General features: G+C 67.0%; 18 protein-coding genes. 9 read left to right on the top strand and 9 right to left on the bottom strand.

Translation table 11 applies throughout. The annotated features are described in order from the left end of the window. Window positions 1-43 precede the first annotated feature (43 nt). Window positions 44-1,087 (top strand): class I SAM-dependent methyltransferase, encoded by a 1,044-nt coding sequence (locus tag PKB_RS19865; protein ID WP_043253791.1) that lies wholly within the window; start codon window positions 44-46, stop codon window positions 1,085-1,087. Window positions 1,088-1,103: 16 nt separating this feature from the next. On the opposite strand, the gene PKB_RS19870 is transcribed toward PKB_RS19865, so the two are convergent. From PKB_RS19870 to PKB_RS19880, 3 genes are all read right to left on the bottom strand, one after another. Further along, the gene (locus tag PKB_RS19870; RefSeq protein ID WP_043253792.1) at window positions 1,104-2,123 is read right to left on the bottom strand and encodes an AraC family transcriptional regulator; all 1,020 of its coding nucleotides are present in this window, start codon (window positions 2,121-2,123) and stop codon (window positions 1,104-1,106) included. A 255-nt stretch (window positions 2,124-2,378) separates the two neighbouring features. Then, window positions 2,379-3,560, bottom strand: coding sequence for a vWA domain-containing protein (locus tag PKB_RS19875; RefSeq protein WP_043253794.1), 1,182 nt, complete (start codon window positions 3,558-3,560; stop codon window positions 2,379-2,381). 178 nt (window positions 3,561-3,738) lie between these two features. Beyond that, on the bottom strand, window positions 3,739-4,584 hold the full coding sequence (locus PKB_RS19880; RefSeq protein ID WP_043253796.1) for an AAA family ATPase: 846 nt from the start codon (window positions 4,582-4,584) through the stop codon (window positions 3,739-3,741). A gap of 289 nt (window positions 4,585-4,873) precedes the next feature. Here PKB_RS19880 and cysK point away from each other — a divergent pair, with 289 nt between their 5' ends. The 3 genes from cysK (at window position 4,874) to PKB_RS19895 (ending at window position 8,409) form a co-directional block, all read left to right on the top strand. Continuing rightward, window positions 4,874-5,848, top strand: coding sequence for a cysteine synthase A (gene cysK / locus PKB_RS19885; protein WP_043253797.1), 975 nt, complete (start codon window positions 4,874-4,876; stop codon window positions 5,846-5,848). A 211-nt stretch (window positions 5,849-6,059) separates the two neighbouring features. Continuing rightward, complete coding sequence (locus tag PKB_RS19890) at window positions 6,060-7,106, top strand: polyamine ABC transporter substrate-binding protein (RefSeq protein WP_422613540.1); 1,047 nt, start codon at window positions 6,060-6,062, stop codon at window positions 7,104-7,106. A gap of 406 nt (window positions 7,107-7,512) precedes the next feature. Further along, a complete protein-coding gene (locus PKB_RS19895; RefSeq protein WP_043253800.1) occupies window positions 7,513-8,409 on the top strand; it encodes a DMT family transporter in 897 nt (298 codons plus the stop codon). A 5-nt stretch (window positions 8,410-8,414) separates the two neighbouring features. On the opposite strand, the gene PKB_RS19900 is transcribed toward PKB_RS19895, so the two are convergent. Continuing rightward, a complete protein-coding gene (locus PKB_RS19900) occupies window positions 8,415-9,320 on the bottom strand; it encodes a DMT family transporter (RefSeq protein ID WP_043253801.1) in 906 nt (301 codons plus the stop codon). Window positions 9,321-9,484: 164 nt separating this feature from the next. Between PKB_RS19900 and aceK the strand changes: the two genes are divergently transcribed. Next, on the top strand, window positions 9,485-11,209 hold the full coding sequence (aceK, locus tag PKB_RS19905; protein ID WP_043253802.1) for a bifunctional isocitrate dehydrogenase kinase/phosphatase: 1,725 nt from the start codon (window positions 9,485-9,487) through the stop codon (window positions 11,207-11,209). A 180-nt stretch (window positions 11,210-11,389) separates the two neighbouring features. Here the strand turns inward: aceK and PKB_RS19910 are convergent, their stop codons facing one another. After that, window positions 11,390-12,343, bottom strand: a complete 954-nt coding sequence (locus PKB_RS19910) for a GlxA family transcriptional regulator (RefSeq protein WP_043253803.1) — start codon at window positions 12,341-12,343, stop codon at window positions 11,390-11,392. Between the two features lie 124 nt (window positions 12,344-12,467). Between PKB_RS19910 and PKB_RS19915 the strand changes: the two genes are divergently transcribed. Next, entirely contained in the window at window positions 12,468-13,097 is a 630-nt protein-coding gene (locus tag PKB_RS19915) for a cysteine hydrolase family protein (protein WP_043253804.1), read from the top strand. A 130-nt stretch (window positions 13,098-13,227) separates the two neighbouring features. Here the strand turns inward: PKB_RS19915 and PKB_RS19920 are convergent, their stop codons facing one another. From PKB_RS19920 to PKB_RS19930, 3 genes are all read right to left on the bottom strand, one after another. Beyond that, the gene (locus PKB_RS19920) at window positions 13,228-13,755 is read right to left on the bottom strand and encodes a DUF2937 family protein (protein ID WP_043253805.1); all 528 of its coding nucleotides are present in this window, start codon (window positions 13,753-13,755) and stop codon (window positions 13,228-13,230) included. 13 nt (window positions 13,756-13,768) lie between these two features. After that, the gene (locus PKB_RS19925) at window positions 13,769-14,542 is read right to left on the bottom strand and encodes a class II glutamine amidotransferase (protein ID WP_043253807.1); all 774 of its coding nucleotides are present in this window, start codon (window positions 14,540-14,542) and stop codon (window positions 13,769-13,771) included. A gap of 170 nt (window positions 14,543-14,712) precedes the next feature. Then, entirely contained in the window at window positions 14,713-15,183 is a 471-nt protein-coding gene (locus PKB_RS19930; RefSeq protein ID WP_043253809.1) for a hypothetical protein, read from the bottom strand. A 99-nt stretch (window positions 15,184-15,282) separates the two neighbouring features. On the opposite strand from PKB_RS19930, the gene PKB_RS19935 reads away from it, so the two are divergent. Continuing rightward, entirely contained in the window at window positions 15,283-17,340 is a 2,058-nt protein-coding gene (locus tag PKB_RS19935; RefSeq protein ID WP_043253811.1) for a S9 family peptidase, read from the top strand. Then, entirely contained in the window at window positions 17,340-17,705 is a 366-nt protein-coding gene (locus tag PKB_RS19940) for a CPCC family cysteine-rich protein (protein WP_043253814.1), read from the top strand. The genes PKB_RS19935 and PKB_RS19940 overlap by 1 nt, the downstream gene beginning before the upstream one ends. 162 nt (window positions 17,706-17,867) lie before the next feature. Here PKB_RS19940 and PKB_RS19945 read toward each other — a convergent pair whose 3' ends face one another. Continuing rightward, window positions 17,868-18,317, bottom strand: coding sequence for a YcgN family cysteine cluster protein (locus PKB_RS19945; RefSeq protein ID WP_043253816.1), 450 nt, complete (start codon window positions 18,315-18,317; stop codon window positions 17,868-17,870). 214 nt (window positions 18,318-18,531) lie between these two features. Here PKB_RS19945 and PKB_RS19950 point away from each other — a divergent pair, with 214 nt between their 5' ends. Beyond that, window positions 18,532-19,125, top strand: coding sequence for a nitroreductase family protein (locus PKB_RS19950; RefSeq protein ID WP_043253818.1), 594 nt, complete (start codon window positions 18,532-18,534; stop codon window positions 19,123-19,125). Window positions 19,126-19,140: the final 15 nt, after the last annotated feature.

The following is a 19,140-nucleotide window of genomic DNA, read 5'->3' on the forward strand; positions in this document are numbered from 1 at the left end:
CGCCCACGGCTGAACGACTGGCCCCCGCAGAGGAGGAAGCGCCGTGGACGAAGCCAAACTGCAAGACTTCATGGGACGCCTGGTCACCGACATGGGCGGCGCGGCGATGCTCGCCAGCGTCATCCTCGGCGACGAGTTGGGCATCTACAAGGCGATGGCCGACAACCAGCCGGTCACCCCCGAAGCCCTCGCCGAACGCACCGGCTGCCACCCGCGCCTGCTGCGCGAATGGCTCAATGCGCAGGCGGCGGCTGGCTACCTCGAACACGACGGCGGCAAGTTCCGCCTGCCCGAAGAGCAGGCCATGGCCCTGGCCAACGAGGATTCGCCGGTCTACGTGGCCGGCGGCGCCAGCGTGCTGGCCTCGATGTACCAGGACAAGGACAAGCTGATCGCCGCCATGCGCGGTGACGGCGCCCTGGCCTGGGGCGACCACCACCCCTGCCTGTTCCACGGCACCGAGCGGTTCTTCCGCCCCGGCTACCGCGCGCACCTGGTCGATGAATGGCTGCCGGCGCTGGAAGGCGTCACCGCCAAGCTGCAGGCCGGCGCACGCGTCGCCGACGTCGGCTGCGGCCACGGCGCCTCGACCATCGTCATGGCCAAGGCCTATCCGGCCTCGCGCTTCCAGGGCTTCGACTACCACGGCCCGTCGATCGACACCGCGACCCGCCGTGCCGCCGACGCGGGCGTCGCCGAGCGGGTGAGCTTCGCCAAGGCCAGCGCCAAGGACTATCCGGGCGAGTTCGACCTGATCTGCTTCTTCGACTGCCTGCACGACATGGGCGACCCGGTGGGCGCCGCCCGCCACGCCCTGCAGCGCCTGGCCCCGGACGGCACGGTACTGCTGGTCGAGCCCTATGCGCACGACCACCTGGACGACAACAAGACACCTGTCGGGCGCCTGTACTACGCCGCCTCCACCTTCATCTGCACGCCCAACTCGCTGTCCCAGGAAGTCGGCCTCGGCCTCGGCGCGCAAGCCGGCGAGGCGCGCCTGCGCAAGGTCTTCGAGGAAGCCGGGTTCAGCAGTTTCCGCCGCGCGGCGGAAACGCCGTTCAACCTGATCCTGGAGGCAAGGCGGTAAACGCAGCGCGGAGGTGTCAGGCGCGGAAATGGCTCGGCGGCTGGCCGCTCCAGCGCTGGAAGGCATGGCGCAGGCTGGCCGTCTCGCTGAAGCCGAGCTCCTCGGCGATGCGGTAGATCGGCATGTCGCCGCCCTGCAGCAGCTCCTTGGCGCGGGCGAAGCGCAGTTCGTCGAGCAGTTGCTGGTAGCTGGTCTGCTGTTGCTGCAGGTGCCGGCGCAGGCTGCGCGAGGAGCAGTTCAGGCGCCGCGCCAGCTCTTCCAGTCCCGGCGGCGATTGCAGGCGCTCGCCGAGGATGGCGCGCACCTTGTCCAGCCAGGCGCGGCGCGCGGCCAGGTCGACGTTCTGCCGGCGGCACTGTTCGAGCATTTCGCGGTGGGTCACCGGGTCGGCCAGCGGCAGGCGCCGCTCCAGCCAGGAGGCGGGGAAACCGAAGGCACTACGCTTGGCGCCGAAGCGCAACTCGCACCCGAAACCGGCGGCATAGGCTGCCTCGCGCTCGGCGGAGCTGGCGTAGTCGAACTCGGCGTAGAGCAGTTCCAGGGGCTCGCCGAGCAGGTCGCCGCAGGTCACTTTCAGCGACCCCAGGCACAGTTCGGTATTGAACGGCCGCAACGCCTCGTCTTCGCCATAGCGGGTGGCAACCAGCCAGGCCACCTCGTCTTCGACGCTCAACTCCAAGTGGAAGTAGGTGCCCAGCAGCACCGGATAGCTCAGGCCAATGCGCAGCGCCTCGCCGAAGGTCGGCGCGGAGAGCAGCGCATAGCCCAGCAGGCCATAGGCCGAGATGCGCGTCCGCAGCCCCAGCCGCAAGCCCAGCGCCGGCTCGGCGGCCAGGCGCTCGGCGTTGGCGAACACCTGTTGCTCCTGCCAGGGGCTGACCAACCGGCGCAGATCGAGCAGGTCCGCCTGGGTGATACCGCTGCCTTCGAGGATGCTGTCGCGCCCATGCCCTTCGGCTTCCAGCAGGGAGACGGTCAGCGAGGACATGTGCAGGGAGTTGAGCCAGGTATTGCGGGAGAACGTGTTAGCGGTCATGTCTTGCCCATCGGTGCGCTACGACGCGCCCCCGATGTTACCGCCGGGAGCGAGGTCATTGGCAAGGCAAGTTGCGTGCCGGAGCGCGATCGAGAGGTAGGAGCGGATTCATCCGCGAAAATCCCCGCGCCGATGCAATCGTGTAGGAGCGGGCCATGCCCGCGATTCGCGGCCATGGGCCGCTCCTACAGGGGTACACCGTGCCGTGCGGTTCGCAGAAACAAAAGGGCCGGCTTGCTGCCGGCCCTTTTCGCGTCAACCGCGTGAGAGGAAGCGCATGCCCTCTTCCAACCCGCGCAGGGTCAGCGGGAACATCTGGTCCTTCACCAGCTCGCGCACCAGGTTGGTGGAGGCGGTGTAGTTCCAGGTTTCCTTTGGATACGGGTTGATCCAGATGAGCTTCTTGTACTTCTCCATGAAGCGCTGCATCCACACGTAGCCGGCTTCCTCGTTCCAGTGCTCGACGCTGCCGCCGGCTTGGGTGATCTCGTAGGGCGCCATCGCTGCGTCGCCGACGAACACCACCTTGTAGTCCGGCCCGTACTTGTGCAGCAGGTCGAAGGTCGCGGTGCGTTCGTTGGTGCGGCGCAGGTTGTTCTTCCACACCGACTCGTAGATGAAGTTGTGGAAGTAGAAGTACTCCAGGTGCTTGAACTCGGTCTTGCAGGCCGAGAACAGCTCCTCGCAGACCTTCACGTGGGCGTCCATGGAGCCGCCGATGTCGAGCAGCAGCAGGAGCTTCACGGTGTTGCGGCGCTCCGGGCGCATCTGGATGTTGAGCAGCCCGGCGTCCTTGGCCGTGTGGTCGATGGTGCCGTCGATGTCCAGCTCTTCCGCGGCGCCTTCGCGGGCGAACTTGCGCAGGCGGCGCAGGGCGATCTTGATGTTGCGCGTGCCCAGCTCGACCTGGTCGTCGAGGTTCTTGTACTCGCGCTGGTCCCAGACCTTGGCGGCCTTGCCCTGGCGCTTGCCGGCGTCGCCGACGCGGATGCCCTCGGGGTTGAAGCCGCCCGAACCGAACGGGCTGGTGCCGCCGGTACCGATCCACTTGTTGCCGCCGGCGTGGCGTTCCTTCTGCTCCTCGAGGCGCTTCTTGAACTCCTCGATGAGCTTGTCCAGGCCGCCCAGGGACTGGATCTGCGCCTTCTCCTCGTCGGTCAGCATGCGCTCGAACTCCTTGCGCAGCCATTCCTCGGGGATCAGGGCCTTGAGGTGGTCATCGAGCTTTTCCAGGCCCTTGAAGTAGGCGCCGAAGGCCCGGTCGAACTTATCGAAATGGCGCTCGTCCTTCACCATGATGGTGCGGGCGAGGTAGTAGAACTCGTCCATGTCGGCGTACACGACGCGGTGCTTGAGCGCATCGATCAGATCGAGCAGCTCGCGCACCGACACCGGCACCTTGGCCGCGCGCATTTCATTGAACAGGTTGAGCAGCATGGCTGCATGCCTCATGAATTCATTGATTCAGGAGCAATGCTCCTTTTGCACTCGGTGCTAGGGCTCGCGAGCTAGAGCCAGGCAAGGCGGAATCAGACGAGGAAGCGGAGTCTACGATTGTAAATGAGCATTCCGAGTCTGATTCCAACGCAGCATGGCCGACGCGCAGCAGCCCAAATTAACGACTGGCGCGGCGGCTCATGAAGGCCAGGCGCTCGAGCAACTGCACGTCCTGCTCGTTCTTCACCAGGGCGCCAGCCAGCGGCGGGATGGCCTTGGTCGGATCGCGCTCGCGCAGCACGGCTTCGCCGATGTCGTCGGCCATCAGCAGCTTCAGCCAGTCGACCAGCTCGCTGGTGGACGGCTTCTTCTTCAGGCCCGGGACCTTGCGCACGTCGAAGAACACGTCCAGCGCTTCGCTGACCAGCGATTGCTTGATGGCCGGGAAGTGCACGTCGACGATCTTCTGCAGGGTGTCGCGGTCGGGGAAGGCGATGTAGTGGAAGAAGCAGCGGCGCAGGAAGGCGTCCGGCAGTTCCTTCTCGTTGTTCGAGGTGATGATGATGATCGGGCGCTGCTTGGCCTTGATGGTCTCGTTGGTCTCGTAAACGAAGAACTCCATCTTGTCGAGTTCCTGCAACAGGTCGTTGGGGAACTCGATGTCGGCCTTGTCGATCTCGTCGATCAGCAGGATCACGCGCTCTTCGGCCTCGAAGGCCTCCCAGAGCTTGCCCTTCTTGATGTAGTTGCGCACGTCGTGGACCTTGTCCACGCCCAGCTGCGAGTCGCGCAGGCGGCTGACCGCGTCGTACTCGTAGAGGCCCTGGTGGGCCTTGGTGGTGGACTTGATGTGCCAGGTGATCAGCTTGGCGCCGAAGGCCGCGGCGAGCTGCTCGGCGAGCATGGTCTTGCCGGTGCCCGGCTCGCCCTTCACCAGCAGCGGACGCTGCAGGGTGATGGAGGCGTTGACCGCCAGCTTGAGGTCGTCGGTGGCGACGTAGGACTGGGTGCCTTCGAACTTCATCGGGAAATCCTCGAACGGGTGTCGCCGGGCGTAGGCCCGGTCTGAAGGAATTAGGGGAAACAGACTGCGACTATACCGCGCGGGTCCGCCAACTGTGAACGCAGGGCAGGCATTCAGTCATTGAATGCACGACCACTCGTCCCTTCGTCGAACCGCGCCTTTCGGCCTCCACCCTGGCACCGCCTGCGGGGCCCTGGGACCGATCTTTCCGCCGGTTTCGCGGCTTTACGGCCACTGCGCCGCGGAATAGGCTGGTGGGTCAGCATCGCCTCCACAAGGACAACCCAACATGAGTCGCATCTTCGCAGACAACGCGCAGTCCATCGGCAACACGCCGCTGGTGCAGATCAACAGCATCGCGCCGCGCGGCGTCACCATCCTGGCCAAGACCGAGGGCCGCAACCCCGGCTATTCGGTGAAGTGCCGCATCGGCGCCAGCATGATCTGGGATGCCGAATCCAGCGGCCGCCTCAAGCCGGGCATGAAGATCATCGAGCCGACCTCCGGCAACACCGGCATCGGCCTGGCCTTCGTCGCCGCCGCGCGCGGCTACAAGCTGGTGCTGACCATGCCTGCGTCGATGAGCCTGGAACGCCGCCAGGTGCTCAAGGCCCTGGGTGCCGAGCTGATCCTCACCGAGCCGGCCAAGGGCATGAAGGGCGCCATCGCCAAGGCCGAGGAGCTGGTCGCCGAACACCCCGACCAGTACTTCATGCCGCAGCAGTTCGAGAACCCGGCCAACCCGGCGATCCACGAGAAGACCACCGGCCCGGAAATCTGGAACGACACCGACGGCGCGGTCGACGTGCTGGTAGCCGGGGTCGGCACCGGCGGCACCATCAGCGGCATCTCGCGCTTCATCAAGAACACCAAGGGCAAGCCGATCCTCTCGGTGGCGGTGGAGCCGGTCAGCTCGCCGGTCATCAGCCAGACCCTCGCCGGCGAGGAAGTGAAGCCCAGCCCGCACAAGATCCAAGGCATCGGCGCCGGCTTCGTGCCGAAGAACCTCGACCTTGCGATGGTCGACCGCGTCGAGACGGTCACCGACGACGAGGCCCGCAGCATGGCTCGCCGCCTGATGCAGGAAGAAGGCATCCTCTGCGGCATTTCCAGCGGCGCCGCCATGGCGGTGGCCGTGCGCCTGGCCGAGGAACCGGCCATGCAGGGCAAGACCATCGTGGTGATCCTCCCCGACTCGGCCGAACGCTACCTGTCGAGCATGCTCTTCGAAGGCATGTTCGACGAGCAGGAAAGGGTGCAGTAAGCCCCCGCGGCCGCCCCATCACAGGGCGGCGCCCTCTCCTCCCCTGTCTGCGGGTCCGCAGACAACCGCAGCGTCTCCAAATCCGTCGGCAATCCGGTTATTTCTTCGCCAGGCCAAACCGCAACCCGGTCGGGCCCTCTCCGTTCGCCGTCAGGAAACAACAATGAAAACAACCGCACCGCTGCTCAGTGCCCTCGCGCTTTCCGTCTCCATGGTCGCCGCCGCCCAGGCCGCCGACACTGTGAAGATCTACAACTGGTCCGAGTACATCGCTCCGGAGACCGTGCCGAACTTCACCAAGGAAACCGGCATCCAGGCCACCTACGACGTCTACGACAGCAACGAGACCCTCGACGGCAAGCTGATGACCGGCAAGTCCGGCTACGACGTGGTCTTCCCGTCCAACCACTTCATGGCCAAGCAGATCCAGGCCGGCGCCCTGAAGAAGCTGGACAAGAGCCAGCTGCCCAACTGGAAGAACCTCAACCCGGTGCTGATGAAGGCCCTGGAGGTCAACGACCCGGGCAACGAGCACGGCTTCCCCTACCTGTGGGGCACCACCGGCATCGGCTACAACCCGGCCAAGATCAAGGCCGTGCTGGGCGACAACGCGCCGGTCGATTCCTGGGACCTGTTCTTCAAGCCGGAGAACATGGAAAAGCTCGCCAAGTGCGGCGTAGCGGTGCTGGACAACGGCCCCGAGCTGCTGCCGATCACCCTCAACTACCTGGGCCTGCCGCACCACAGCCAGAACCCCGAGGACTACAAGAAGGCCGAGGCGGCGCTGGTCAAGGTGCGTCCGTACATCCGCTACTTCCACTCCTCGAAGTACGTCAGCGACCTGGCCAACGGCGAGATCTGCATGGTGGTCGGCTTCTCCGGCGACGTGCTGCAGGCCGCCGCCCGCGCCAAGGAAGCCAAGAACGGCGTGGAAATCCAGTACTCGACGCCGAAGGAAGGCTCGCCGCTGTGGTTCGACATGGTCGCCATGCCGGCCGACGCGCCCGACGAGAAGGCCGGCTACGCCTTCATGAACTACCTGCTGCGTCCTGACGTGATGGCCGGCATCAGCAACTCGGTGCACTACGCCAACGGCAACCTGGCCGCCGACCCACTGGTGGACGCGGCGATCAAGGCGGACCCGGCGATCTACCCGCCGCAGGAGAAGATGGCCAAGCTGTTCGCCCTGCAGTCGATGCCGCAGAAGATCGACCGCCTGCGCACACGCGTCTGGAACACCATCAAGACCGGCAAGTAAGCCCCTCGCGCTCCCGCCCCGGCGGGAGCGCACTCCACTCGGCGAATTGCCGCCGGACTCGCGCGATTGCCGCGCGACTCTCGCCCGGCTCGCCAGCCTCGGCGGGGCTCGCTATAGTCCCCTCCGACGCATCCACCACGCAGATCCCGGCCATGCTCCTCGCCCTCGCACAGTTCGCAGCTTCCAGCGCCGCCCACGGCGATGCGGGTATTCGTCTGCGCGATGCCGTCGCCCTCCTGTCGCCTCCCCTCGCTGCAGTCGCAGCGCCTCCGCCCCCGTGCGTAGCGGCCTGCCCGCCGCCGGGCGCACGCGCCCACTGACAGCGCCCAAGCGCTTTCCCTGAACGCATTGCCGCCGCGCCTTCGCGCCGCGGTCGTTCCCCATCGCTTGCAAGACAGGTGACACCATGTCCCGAATCAACGCTTCCAGCCTGGTCGGCGTGACCAGCGCCAGCTTTTTCGTGCTGCTCTGGAGCAGCGCCGCCATCGTTTCCAAGTGGGGTCTCGCCCACGCCTCGCCCGTGGCCTTCCTGATCGGCCGCTTCGCCATCGCCCTCGGCGCCCTGCTGATCCTCGGCCCGCTGCTTGGCCTGCGCCTGCCGAAGCAGCCGCGCGAACGCCGCCGCGCCCTGCTCACCGGTCTCGTGCTGCTCGGCTTCTACCCGATCTGCTACGTCTGGGCCCTGCAACTGCAGGTCACGCCGGGGCTGATCGCCACCCTGCTCGGCGTGCAGCCGATCCTCACCGGGCTGCTCACCGAGCGGCGCTTCTCCGCGGCACGTCTGGTCGGCCTGCTGCTCGGCCTTGGCGGCCTGGTGCTGGTGGTCTGGCAAGGCATCGGCATGGCCGGCCTCACCCTCGGCGGGCTCGCCTGCGCTCTGCTGGCGCTGCTCGGCATCACCTTCGGCACCTTGCTGCAGAAGGGCCTGACCGAGAGCCCGCTGGGTAGCCTGCCGCTGCAGTACGTCGCCGGCCTGCTGCTGTGCCTGGCGCTGCTGCCGACCCAGCCGCTGCATTTCGACTGGAGCCCGGAGTTGCTGCTTAGCCTCCTGTGGATGGGCCTGCTGGTGTCGGTGGGAGCGACCCTGCTGCTCTACCGGCTGATCGCGCGCGGCAACCTGGTGCAGGTCACCAGCCTGTTCTACCTGGTGCCGGCGGTGACCGCACTGCTCGACTACCTGGCCTTCGGCAACCGACTCGGCCCGCTCAGCCTGCTCGGCATGGCGCTGATCGTGGTCGGCCTGCTGCTGGTGTTCCGCCAGCCACGCGAGCGCGGCGGCGAAGCGCAAACCGAAGGTAGCTGAGCCGCTCAGGCGCTTTGCGCGTCCCGTGCCACAGGCGCGGGACGCAGCACCAGCCAGAGCGCCAGGGCGATCAGTACGCCGCCCTGCAGATGCGCCCAGGACACCTGTTCGCCCAGGAACAGCACGCCCCAGAACACCCCGAACGGCGGGATCAGGAAGGTCACCGTCATGGTCTTCAGCGGGCCGATGTCGGCGAGCAGGCGGAAGTACACGATGTAAGCGAAGGACGTGCAGAGCAGCCCGAGCCCGGCCAGGGCCAGCCATATCGACGGCTGGGCCAGGGGCGCCAGCGGCATGTCCAGGCTGGTGGCGGCGAACACCGGCAGCAGGCAAAGGGTCGCGCCCAGTTGGTTGGCGAAGGCGGTGACGCGGCTGTCCAGCCCGCCCTGGTCGTTGACCCAGCGCTTGGTCAGGTAGCCGGCGAAACCGTAGCAGGTGGTTGCCACCAGGCAGGCGCCGGCGCCCAGCAGCAGCTTGCTGTCGAAGGGAGCGGGACCGGCGCCGCTGAGCACCGCCACGCCAGCCAGCCCCATGCCGATGCCGAGGGCCTTCGCCGGGGTCAGGCGCTCGCCGAAGAACAGGCTGCCGACCAGCACGCCCATCAGTGGCGTGGTGGCGTTGAAGATCGCCGAGTAGCCCGCCGGCAGGAAGCGCGCAGCAAGGCTGAACATCAGCACCGGAATGCCCGAGCTGATGGTGCCGATCAGCAGCATCGCCTTGAGCTTGCCGCGAAACGCCCAGGGCACGCGCATCGCACCCAGGATGGCGAACAGGCCGATGGCCGAGAGCACCACGCGCAGGAACGCGGTCGGCATCACGCCGATGGCCGGCACCAGCTGGCGCATGAACAGGAAACTGGCACCCCAGATGGCGGCCAGGCTGAAAAGGCGAAGCAGATCGGTTGGGCGCATGACGGCGGTTCGAGGCAGGAAGAAGGTGACGAGCTTAACCGCATGGGTGCGCGCGGCAACACGGAGGTGACTTTCAAACTCCGACCGCCCGGTCGGTCGGCGCGCTTTCGCCCCTCCGGGACTCTGGCTAAGCTCGCTTCACTCCCCTCAAGCGAGCCGCGTCCATGTCCCACGCCCTGATCGCACAGGCCATCCTGCAAGGATTCGACGACTACCGCGAAGGCTTCCGGCAGATCACCGACGGCGCCCCGGCGCGCTTCGAGCAGGCGCAATGGCAGGAAATCCAGCACGCCTCGGCGGCGCGCATCAACCTCTACGAGGAGAAGGTCGGCGAGACGGTGGCGCGCCTGACCCGCGAGTTCGCGGCGGCCGACCTGCAGGACGTCGAGCGCTGGCCGCTGATCAAGAGCGCCTACATCGGCCTGATCGACCCGCGCAACGACGACGAGCTGGCGGAAACCTGGTTCAACTCGATCTTCTGCGGCCTGTTCAGCCACGACAACATCAGCGACGGCACCATGTTCGTGCACACCACGCGGCCGTCGCTGCGCCCCCACGCGCGCGATCCGCACACCCGCATCTATCGTCCGCAAGGCCACCTGCGCAAGACGCTGGAACAAATCCTCGTCGACTACCGCTTCAATGTGCCCTACGAGGATGCCGAAGGCGACCTGGCGCGCCTGGAAACGCTGCTGCACAGCAACCTGCCGGACTGGGTATGCAAGGACCCGGAACTGACCCTGGAGCTGATCGGCTCGGTGTTCTACCGCAACAAGGGCGCCTACCTGGTCGGTCGCCTGTTCACCCCGGACGAGCAGTGGCCGCTGGTGTTCCCGCTGATCCACCGTGAGGGCCAGGGCATCCGTTTCGACACCGTGATCACCGACGAGGCGGAGGTGTCGATCATCTTCTCCTTCACCCGCTCCTACTTCATGGTCGACGTGCCGGTGCCGGCGGAGCTGGTGGCCTTCCTCAAGCGCCTGCTGCCGGGCAAGCACATCGCCGAGCTGTACACCTCGATCGGCTTCTACAAACAGGGCAAGAGCGAGTTCTACCGTGCGCTGATCAACCACCTGGCGACCACCGACGACCGCTTCGTCATGGCCCCCGGCGTGCGCGGGATGGTGATGAGCGTGTTCACCCTCCCCGGCTTCAACACCGTGTTCAAGATCATCAAGGACAACTTCAACCCGGCGAAGACCGTCGACCACGCCACCGTGGTGCAGAAGTACCAGCTGGTGAAGAACCACGACCGCGTCGGCCGCCTGGCCGACACCCAGCAGTTCGCCGACTTCCGCTTCCCGCTGAGCAAGTTCGACCCCGAGTGCCTGGCCGAGCTGCTGGAAGTAGCGCCCTCCACCGTGGTGCTCGAAGGCGACGTGGTGCTGATCCGCCATTGCTGGACCGAGCGCCGCATGACCCCGCTGAACCTCTACCTGGAACACGCCACCGAAACCCAGCAGCAGGAAACCCTCTACGACTACGGCCTGGCCATCAAGCAGCTGGCGGCGGCCAACATCTTCCCCGGCGACATGCTGCTGAAGAACTTCGGCGTCACCCGCCACGGCCGCGTGGTGTTCTACGACTACGACGAAATCCTCTACCTCACCGAAGTGAACTTCCGGCACATCCCGCCGCCGCGCTACGAAGAGGACGAGATGGCCTCCGAGCCCTGGTACTCGGTGGGGCCGAACGACGTCTTCCCCGAGGAGTTCCCGCGCTTCCTGTTCGCCGACCTCAAGCAGCGCCGGCTGTTCGCCAAGCTGCACGGCGACCTCTATGACGCCGACTACTGGAAGGGCCTGCAGGCGCAGATCCGCGCGGGCAAGGTGATCGACGTCTTCCCCTATCGGCGCAACGAATTGCCGGAGAAGGCGCTGGCGGAATAAGAACAGCGTCCTACGTAGGATGGGTTGAGGCACGAAACCCATGCAGCATGGGTTTCGCTGCGCTCAACCGTATCCTACGAGCCCGTGAAACCCAGGGTACGGTCCCCTTGTAGGAGCGGCCCATGGCCGCGAATCGCGCGCATGGCGCGCTCCTACAGGTGTACGCAGTGCTCCCCGGCGCTAACCCCTGAACGCCTGCCGATACGCACTCGGCGACACCCCCAGCGCCGCAGCGAAATGCTGGCGCAACGAGGCGACCGAACCGAAGCCCGACAGGCAGGCGACCTCGGGGATCGGCTGTTCGGTGGACTCCAGCAACCGCTGCGCCAGGGCCAGGCGCTCGCTGCGCAGCCAGTCGCCCAGGGTGCTGCCGGTCAACTGGCGGAAATGCCGGCTGAAGCTGCGCCGGCTCATCAACGCGCGCTCGGCCAGGCTGTCCAGGTCATGGGGCTGGTCGAGGCGCTCGCGCACCCAGTCGAGCAGGCCGGACAGCCGGTTGTCCCGCGCAGTCGCCGGCAAGGGCTGCTCGACGAACTGCGCCTGGCCACCCTGCCGGTGCGGTGCCACCACCATGTAGCGCGCCTGCTGGTTGCTCAGTTGCGCGCCGCAGCGCTCGCGCAGCAGGTGCAGGCAGCAGTCGATGCCCGCCACGGTGCCGGCGGAAGTCAGGATCGGGCCGTCGTCGACGTAGAGCACGTCCGGCGCCACGCGCACCGCCGGAAAACGCTGGGTGAACTGCTCCGCGCACAGCCAGTGGGTGGTCGCCACGCGACCGTCGAGCAGCCCGGTTTCGGCCAGGACGAAGGCCCCCAGGCACAGGCCGACCAGTTGCGCGCCGCGCTCGGCGGCGGCCACCAGGGCGTCGAGCAGCGCTTGCGGCGGGCGTTCCTCGGGATCGCGCCAGCTCGGAACTATCACGGTGTCGGCGCTGGCCAGCGCTTCCAGGCCGTGCTCCGTGACAATGCTGAAGCCGGCGCTGGTGCGCAGCGGCCCGGGTTCGGCGGCGCACACGAGCAGCTCGAAGCGCACCCGCTCGCCGCCCGGATCACCTTCGCCGAAGACCAGGCAAGGGACCGACAGGTGGAAGGGGCTGATCTGGTCGAAGGCGACCACGGCGACACGGTGCAGGTCCATGGCGGGCAATCCGGCGAGCGAAGGAGTTGGCCCAATTCTAGCGAAAGCTGTCATCCGGGCCACTCACGGCGACGCCGATCGTCGCCCCACAATGGCTCCACTTCCCACCCAAAGAGGCCTCGCCATGAGCCAGAAAGCCAAACGCGCCCTGATCGTCATCGACGTGCAGAACGAATACTTCGACGGCAACCTGCGCATCGAATACCCGCCGGTCCGGGAGTCCCTGCCCAACATCCTGCGCGCCATGGACGCCGCCCAGGCTGCCGGCATCCCGGTCGTGCGGGTGCTGCACCTGGCACCGGAGAGCGCGCCGATCTTCGCTGTCGGCAGCCACGGCGCCGCCCTGCACCCCGAAGTGGCGGCGCGGCCCTACCAGCATGAAGTGACCAAGTCCGAAGCCAGCGCCCTGTTCGGCACCGGCCTGGGCGACTGGCTGCGCGAGCGGAATATCGACACCCTGGCCATCGTCGGCTACATGACCCACAACTGCGACGACGCCACCGCGCGGCAGGCGGCCCATGAGGGCTGGGACGTGGAGTTCCTGCACGACGCCAGCGGCTCGCTGCCCTACGCCAACCGCGCTGGCGCGGCCACCGCCGAGGAGATTCACCGGGTGTTCAGCGTGGTGCTGCATTCGTCGTTCGCCGCGGTGCTGAGCACGGACGAGTGGGTAGCAGCCGTGAAGAGTGGCGAAGCGCCGGAGCGCGACAACGTCTATCTGTCGAACCAGCGGGCCATCAACGCCCGCGGATAAGAAAACGGCGGATAACGTCGAACGCTATCCGCCGCACACCTCGGCCCATCCCGGACGTAGTGCGTATAACCGTTCGCGGTTATACGCCGCCCAGCGGAGGGTTCCTTTCTATTCGCGACTCAACCGGCTCTCAATTCCAGTGCCGCCGCGCCGCCGTCTGGCGGTTGTCGCCGAAGCCGGCCAGCGCTCCGATCGACACAATGATCAGCTCGACGATCCACGACAGCAGCAGGCCGCCGCCAATCGCCCAGCCGATGGCTTCCGGCGACAGCAGCACCTGGTAGCTGTAGCCGCTCAGGGTTTCTTCCAACAGTTCGCGGTTGGGCGCACTGAACAGGTGCCAGGCGCGGGTGTACCAGGGGCCTTGAAGAATCTGCCATTCGCGGTCGAACAGCTGGGAACGGCGCAGCACGCGCTCGACGTTGTCGCCGTCGCGCTGGAACACCGGGTCGGGGCTGCCGCGGTAATGCGCCACCAGGGCATTGAGATCGCCGCTGAAGTACTGCCCCGCCGTGCTGCGGAAGCCGTCCAGGGCCTGCGCCGCTTCCGCCCGATGGGCATCCACACGCAGGGCGTAATCCTTGATGAAGCCCGGCACCTGCACCCCGACCAGCAGGCCGATGGCGAACAGCACCAGGCGAATGTAACTGCGCAGCATGGGAGTCCCCCTCTCAGACGCGGCCCTGGTCGAGAATCTCACCGCGCCACCAGAGCATCCATTCGCCACTCTGTTGCAGGGTCCAGCTCTCGTTGTCGGTCAGCGGTTCGGTGGCGACCACCGTCACCACGTCGTCGGGCGTGGTTTCCGCCTGGAAGTCGACGGTCAGGTCGGCATCCTTCAGCCGCGCCGGGCCGAAGGGCGCGCGGCGGGTAATGTACGCCAGCTTGGTCGAACAGAAGGTGAACAACCAATCACCGTCGCTCAGCAGGCAGTTGAACACGCCTTTCTGGCGGTATTCGGCGCACGCCGAGATCAGCGTCGGCAGCAGCACCTCCACCGGCACCGGCTCGGGGAAGGCCCGGCGCACGCGGTTTAGCAGGTCGCAGAAAGCCGCTTCGCTATCGGTGTCGCCCACCGGCCGGTACATCCCCGGCGGCGGGTTGAAGTCGCTCAGCTGGCCGTTGTGCGCGAAGGTCCAGTAGCGCCCGCCGAGTTCGCGCACGAAGGGGTGGGTATTGGACAGGCAGACCTTGCCGACGTTGGCCTGGCGGATGTGGCCAATCACGGTTTCGCTCTTGATCGGGTAGCGCTGCACCAGGCGCGCCACTTCCGAATCGATGCTCGCCTGCGGGTCCTGGAACAGGCGCACGCCGCGCCCTTCGTAGAAAGCGATGCCCCAGCCGTCGCGATGCGGGCCGGTGCCGCCACCGCGCTGCATCAGGCCGGTGAAGCTGAAGACGATATCGGTGGGCACGTTGGCGCTCATGCCGAGCAGTTCGCACATGGCTCAGACCTCCCGTGGCAGGCAGCCCGGCACGGGCAAGCAGGTGGAGTTGTCAGGGGCGCGCATGGAGCGCGCGCTGTACAGAAACGGCATCGGGCAGGTTCCGCAGGGACGATGCCGTCATGCTGAACGCCGATCCGGCGCCGCGCAAGGGCGGCGCCCAGGCAGGATCAGAGGCGCGGCTCGATGCGCATGCGGCGGTCGCCACGCTCGTCGGTGCGGCTGTCGACGTCGGGCATGAGCGAGGGCTGCATCATCTGCCGCATGGTCGGCTCGGCTTCCGCCTCGGCGCGCTCGCGGCGCTTCTTCGCGGCACGTTCGATCGGCCAGCGCACGGCGACGAAGATCAGGTAGACGACGAAGGCCGCCAACAGTACCAGGGCCAGATCGGAGACCGCGCGCCAGGCGTTGTTGCCGACCTTGAACAGGATGTCCAGGGCGGTGATGGCGATGGCCGGGGCGTACTCGTTGTTCGCCGGGTCGACCGGGGTCGGGGTGAACAGCAGGACCAGCACAATCACCCGCAGCGGCTCGCGCAGCCAACGCCACATCCAGTCGGTCATCAGGAACCAGACCAGCAGCAGACCTAAGCCAGCAGCCAGGTAGACGGCCCAGGCGAGTTCATAATCGTGTTGGTTCATGCGCGTGCGTGCGATGGCGGCGGAGGGGGGCTTATGATAGCCCTTTTTTACTTGCGGGTGCGCAGCCGGGCGTCACCCCTGCCCCGCCAAGGAGCCGACATGACCGACCGCCAGCCCCCCATCGCCCGCCGCGAAGCCGCCGCCGACCCTTACGCCTGGCTGGAGAACCGCGATGCCGAGGAGGTGCTCGACTACCTCAAGGCGGAGAACGCCTACCTCGACGAGCAACTGGCCGACCAGCAAGCGCTGCGCGAAAAGCTCTTCCAGGAGATCAAGGGCCGCATCCGCGAGACCGACCTCTCGCTGCCCTCGCCCTGGGGCCCCTGGATGTACTACCAGCGCACCACCGCCGGCGACGAATACCCGCGTCACTACCGCTGCCCGCGCCCGGCCGATGGCTCCCTGGTCGTGGACGAGAACGCCGAGCAGTTGCTGCTCGACCCCAATGAACTGGCCGCCGGTGGCTTCCTCTCCCTCGGCGCTTTCAGCATCAGCCAGGATCATTCGCGCCTGGCCTACAGCCTCGACACCAGCGGCGACGAGATCTACCAGCTCTACGTCAAGGACCTCGACAGCGGCGCGGTGACGGAGCTGCCCTTCGACGACTGCGACGGCAGCATGACCTGGGCCAACGACAGCCGCACGCTGTTCTTCGGCGAGCTGGACGACACCCATCGCCCGCACAAGCTGTACCGCCACACCCTCGGTGAGGAAGGCGCCGAGCTGGTCTTCGAGGAGCCCGACGGGCGCTTCTTCCTGCACTGCTACCGCGCCAGTTCCGAGCGCCAGCTGGTGCTGCTGCTCGGCAGCAAGACCACCAGCGAAGCCTGGGTGCTCGATGCGGAAACCCCGCGCGGTGAGTTCCGCTGCCTGGCGCCGCGCCAGGAAGAGCACGAGTACCACGTCGACCACGGCCTGCTCGACGGCGAGTGGACCTGGTTCGTGCGCAGCAACCAGAGCGGCATCAACTTCGCCCTCTACACCGCCAGCGAAGCGCAGCCGACCCGCGAGCACTGGCGCGAGCTGATCGCCCACCGCGACAGCGTGATGCTCGAAGACATCACCCTGAACCGCGACGCCTTCATCCTCAGCCTGCGCGAAGGCGGCCTGCCGATCATCGAAGTGCGCGCGCAAGGACAGGAGCCGCGCCGCGTCGAGCTGCCGGACGCGGCCTACAACCTGTACGTGCAGGACAGCCTGGAGTTCCACAGCCAGGTGATCCGCCTGCGCTACGAAGCGCTCAACCGCCCCGCGCAGATCCGCCAGCTGGGCCTGCTCGACGGCGAGCAGAAAGTCCTCAAGGAAACCCCGGTGGAAGGCCCGTTCGACGCCGACGCCTACGTGAGCCGCCGGCTCTGGGCAACGAGCGTGGACGGCGTGCAGGTGCCGATCAGCCTGGTAGCGCGCCGCGAGGTGCTCGACGGCATCGCCGCTGGCCGCCCTGCGCCGCTCTACCTCTACGGCTACGGCGCCTACGGCATGAGCCTCGATCCCTGGTTCTCCCACGCCCGCCTGAGCCTGCTGGAGCGCGGCTTCGTCTTCGCCATCGCCCACGTCCGCGGCGGCGGCGAACTGGGCGAGGCCTGGTACCGCGCCGGCAAGCTGGCGCACAAGCAGAACAGCTTCAGCGACTTCATCGCCTGCGCCGAACACCTCTGCGCCGAGGGCTACAGCACCCCGCAACAGACCGCGATCAGCGGCGGCAGCGCCGGCGGCCTGCTGATGGGCGCGGTGCTCAACCAGCGCCCGCAGCAGTTCGCCGCAGCCATTGCCGAAGTGCCTTTCGTGGACGTACTCAACAGCATGCTCAACCCCGACCTGCCGCTGACCGTCACCGAGTACGACGAGTGGGGCAACCCGCAGGAGCCGGAGGTGTACCAGCGCATCCGCGCCTACGCGCCCTACGAGAACGTCTGTGCCCAGGACTACCCGGCGATGCTGGTGGTGGCCGGCTACAACGACAGCCGCGTGCAGTACTGGGAAGCGGCCAAGTGGGTGGCCAAGCTGCGCGTCAGCAAGACCGACGACAAGCTGCTGCTGCTCAAGACAGAACTGGGAGCCGGCCACGGCGGCATGAGCGGCCGCTACCAGGGCCTGAAGGACGTGGCGCTGGAATACGGCTTCCTGCTGAAGGTACTGGGGCTGGAGCAGGCCTGATGCTCTACACCTGCCCCTGCTGCGGCCACTTCAGCTTCGCCGACGCGCCGGGCTCCTACGAAATCTGCCCGATCTGCTTCTGGGAAGACGATCTGCTGCAACTGTGTTTCCCCGACGCGCGCGGCGGGGCCAACGCGGTCAGCCTGATCGAGGCCCAGGTGAACTTCGTGCAATGGGGCGCCTGCGAAAGGCGCTTCCGCGACCAGGTAAGGCCGCCGACCATCGAGGACGAGAAGGACGAACGCTGGTTCGCCCTCTGGCAGCGCCGCGCCGACTACCCGAGCCTGGAGGAAGACCACGGCGGCCCGCTGGTGGCCGGCGAGGAGGCCTGCTACTGGCTGCGCCCGACGCCGGGTGGGCGCTGAGCGTTCGGCATCATCCGGTAGGAGCGGATCTTATCCGCGAAATCCCTGCGCCAACGCCCCCTGTAGGAGCGCGCCATGCGCGCGATTCGCGGCCATGGGCCGCTCCTACAGGGAAATACCGGGCCGTGCAGTTCGCGAGCAAGCTTGCTGCCACGGAAAGTCTCAACCCGCGCGGAAGATCAGGTGCTCTTCCCAGTCATCCTCGGGCACCGAACCCTCGCTGAGCATCCGCCCGGACTGCGAAATGCGCTCGTGGTGCACCGCCTCCGGATCGCCGCAGACCAGGTGGTGCCACAACGGCAGGTCCTTGCCCTCGGATACCAGGCGATAGGCGCAGGTCGGCGGCAGCCAGCGGAACTCGTCGGCTTGCGCCGGGGTGAGCTGGATGCAGTCCGGCACGCTGGCGCGGCGGTTGGCGTAGTCGGTGCAGCGGCAGGTTTTCAGGTCCAGCAGCTTGCAGGCGATGCGCGTGTAGTAGACGGCGCCGTCGTCCTCGTCCTCGAGTTTCTGCAGGCAGCACAGGCCGCAGCCGTCGCACAGCGACTCCCATTCTTCCTGATCGAGTTGGTCGAGGGTTTTGCGTTTCCAGAAGGGTTCGACTTTGGCAGCCATCTTTATTTCTAGCAGGGGTAGATCACGGGGCGCCAAGTCTATGCCCCGCGACGTCCGGGGCCAAGCGCAAGTGACCATCGGGCCCTTGCCAGGGCCAACGCGGCTGGGTAGCTTTCGCCCACCGACAGGCCCGCGACGGGCCGCCCCGCGTTATCCACAGCCTCGCGATGCCCAGCCGTCCACGGCACCATCTCCCTTTCTTCCAGGAGCCTCCATGAGCGCCAATCCCCGCGTTGCCGACTATCCCATCGACCCGCAATTCCTCGAGCGCTGGTCGCCGCGCGCCTTCAGCGGCGAAAGCATTTCCGAGGAAACCCTGCTGGGCTTCCTCGAAGCCGCGCGCTGGGCGCCCTCCTCGTTCAACTCGCAGCCCTGGCGCTTCCTCTACGCGCGCCGCGACACGCCGAACTGGCAGCGCTACCTGAACCTGCTGGGCGAGTTCAACCGCGGCTGGGCGCAGAACGCCGCGGCGCTGGTCGTGGTGCTGTCCAAGACCACCTTCGCGCCGCCCGGCTCCAGCGAAGAGAAGCCAGCGCTCTGGCACACCTTCGACACCGGCGCCGCCTGGGGCTTCCTCGCCCTGCAGACGCACCTGGCCGGTTGGCACAGCCACGGCATGGCCGGCTTCGACCGCGAAGCGACCCGCGTCGAGCTGAAGGTGCCGGACGAGTACGAGATCCACGCCGTGGTGGCGATCGGCAAGCAGGGCGACAAGGCTCAACTGTCGGAAAGCCTGCAGGCGCGCGAAGTGCCGAATGCGCGGCGGCCGCTGCAGGAGCTGGTCGCCGAGGGCGACTTCAGTCTGTAGGAAGAAAACGCCCCG

The organism is Pseudomonas knackmussii B13, assembly GCF_000689415.1.
In the GTDB taxonomy this organism is placed as follows: Bacteria; Pseudomonadota; Gammaproteobacteria; order Pseudomonadales; family Pseudomonadaceae; genus Pseudomonas; species Pseudomonas knackmussii.

Bases quoted from the DNA above. Each gene is read 5' to 3' on its own strand.
- PKB_RS19870 (WP_043253792.1), bottom strand. From the start codon at position 2,123: ATGACCGCTAACACGTTCTCCCGCAATACCTGGCTCAACTCCCTGCAC.
- PKB_RS19875 (WP_043253794.1), bottom strand. From the start codon at position 3,560: ATGCTGCTCAACCTGTTCAATGAAATGCGCGCGGCCAAGGTGCCGGTG.
- PKB_RS19880 (WP_043253796.1), bottom strand. From the start codon at position 4,584: ATGAAGTTCGAAGGCACCCAGTCCTACGTCGCCACCGACGACCTCAAG.
- cysK (WP_043253797.1), top strand. From the start codon at position 4,874: ATGAGTCGCATCTTCGCAGACAACGCGCAGTCCATCGGCAACACGCCG.
- PKB_RS19890 (WP_422613540.1), top strand. From the start codon at position 6,060: ATGGTCGCCGCCGCCCAGGCCGCCGACACTGTGAAGATCTACAACTGG.
- PKB_RS19895 (WP_043253800.1), top strand. From the start codon at position 7,513: ATGTCCCGAATCAACGCTTCCAGCCTGGTCGGCGTGACCAGCGCCAGC.
- PKB_RS19900 (WP_043253801.1), bottom strand. From the start codon at position 9,320: ATGCGCCCAACCGATCTGCTTCGCCTTTTCAGCCTGGCCGCCATCTGG.
- aceK (WP_043253802.1), top strand. From the start codon at position 9,485: ATGTCCCACGCCCTGATCGCACAGGCCATCCTGCAAGGATTCGACGAC.
- PKB_RS19910 (WP_043253803.1), bottom strand. From the start codon at position 12,343: ATGGACCTGCACCGTGTCGCCGTGGTCGCCTTCGACCAGATCAGCCCC.
- PKB_RS19915 (WP_043253804.1), top strand. From the start codon at position 12,468: ATGAGCCAGAAAGCCAAACGCGCCCTGATCGTCATCGACGTGCAGAAC.
- PKB_RS19920 (WP_043253805.1), bottom strand. From the start codon at position 13,755: ATGCTGCGCAGTTACATTCGCCTGGTGCTGTTCGCCATCGGCCTGCTG.
- PKB_RS19925 (WP_043253807.1), bottom strand. From the start codon at position 14,542: ATGTGCGAACTGCTCGGCATGAGCGCCAACGTGCCCACCGATATCGTC.
- PKB_RS19930 (WP_043253809.1), bottom strand. From the start codon at position 15,183: ATGAACCAACACGATTATGAACTCGCCTGGGCCGTCTACCTGGCTGCT.
- PKB_RS19935 (WP_043253811.1), top strand. From the start codon at position 15,283: ATGACCGACCGCCAGCCCCCCATCGCCCGCCGCGAAGCCGCCGCCGAC.
- PKB_RS19940 (WP_043253814.1), top strand. From the start codon at position 17,340: ATGCTCTACACCTGCCCCTGCTGCGGCCACTTCAGCTTCGCCGACGCG.
- PKB_RS19945 (WP_043253816.1), bottom strand. From the start codon at position 18,317: ATGGCTGCCAAAGTCGAACCCTTCTGGAAACGCAAAACCCTCGACCAA.
- PKB_RS19950 (WP_043253818.1), top strand. From the start codon at position 18,532: ATGAGCGCCAATCCCCGCGTTGCCGACTATCCCATCGACCCGCAATTC.